Raw genomic sequence first — 206 nt, 5'->3', positions numbered from 1 at the left:
CAGGACGTCCGCGCGGGCGCCCGGCTGGACGCGCAGCGCCTCCGGCAGCAGGCGGCAGGCCCGGACGACCTGGTTGTCGAGGAAGGGGGCGTGGAGGCGCTGGCTGCGGATCTCGGCGGCCTGTTCCAGCACGCGGTGGTCCGCGGCGTACCGGGCGAGCGCCGCCCGCGCACGGGCCTCGCCGGGGCGCGGCACGGACGTGGGGC

General features: G+C 80.1%; 1 protein-coding gene. It reads right to left on the bottom strand.

Going from position 1 to position 206, the window contains the following annotated elements; all coding sequences use genetic code 11:
- On the bottom strand, positions 1-206 hold a 206-nt coding region (locus GT042_RS28670; protein ID WP_161311609.1), incomplete at both ends, for a hypothetical protein.

It is taken from the genome of Streptomyces sp. SID3212 (genome assembly GCF_009865405.1).
Lineage (GTDB): Bacteria > Actinomycetota > Actinomycetes > Streptomycetales > Streptomycetaceae > Streptomyces.
The sequence above is the reverse complement of the archived record's forward strand: the minus strand, read 5'-3'. Positions and strand labels throughout refer to the sequence as shown.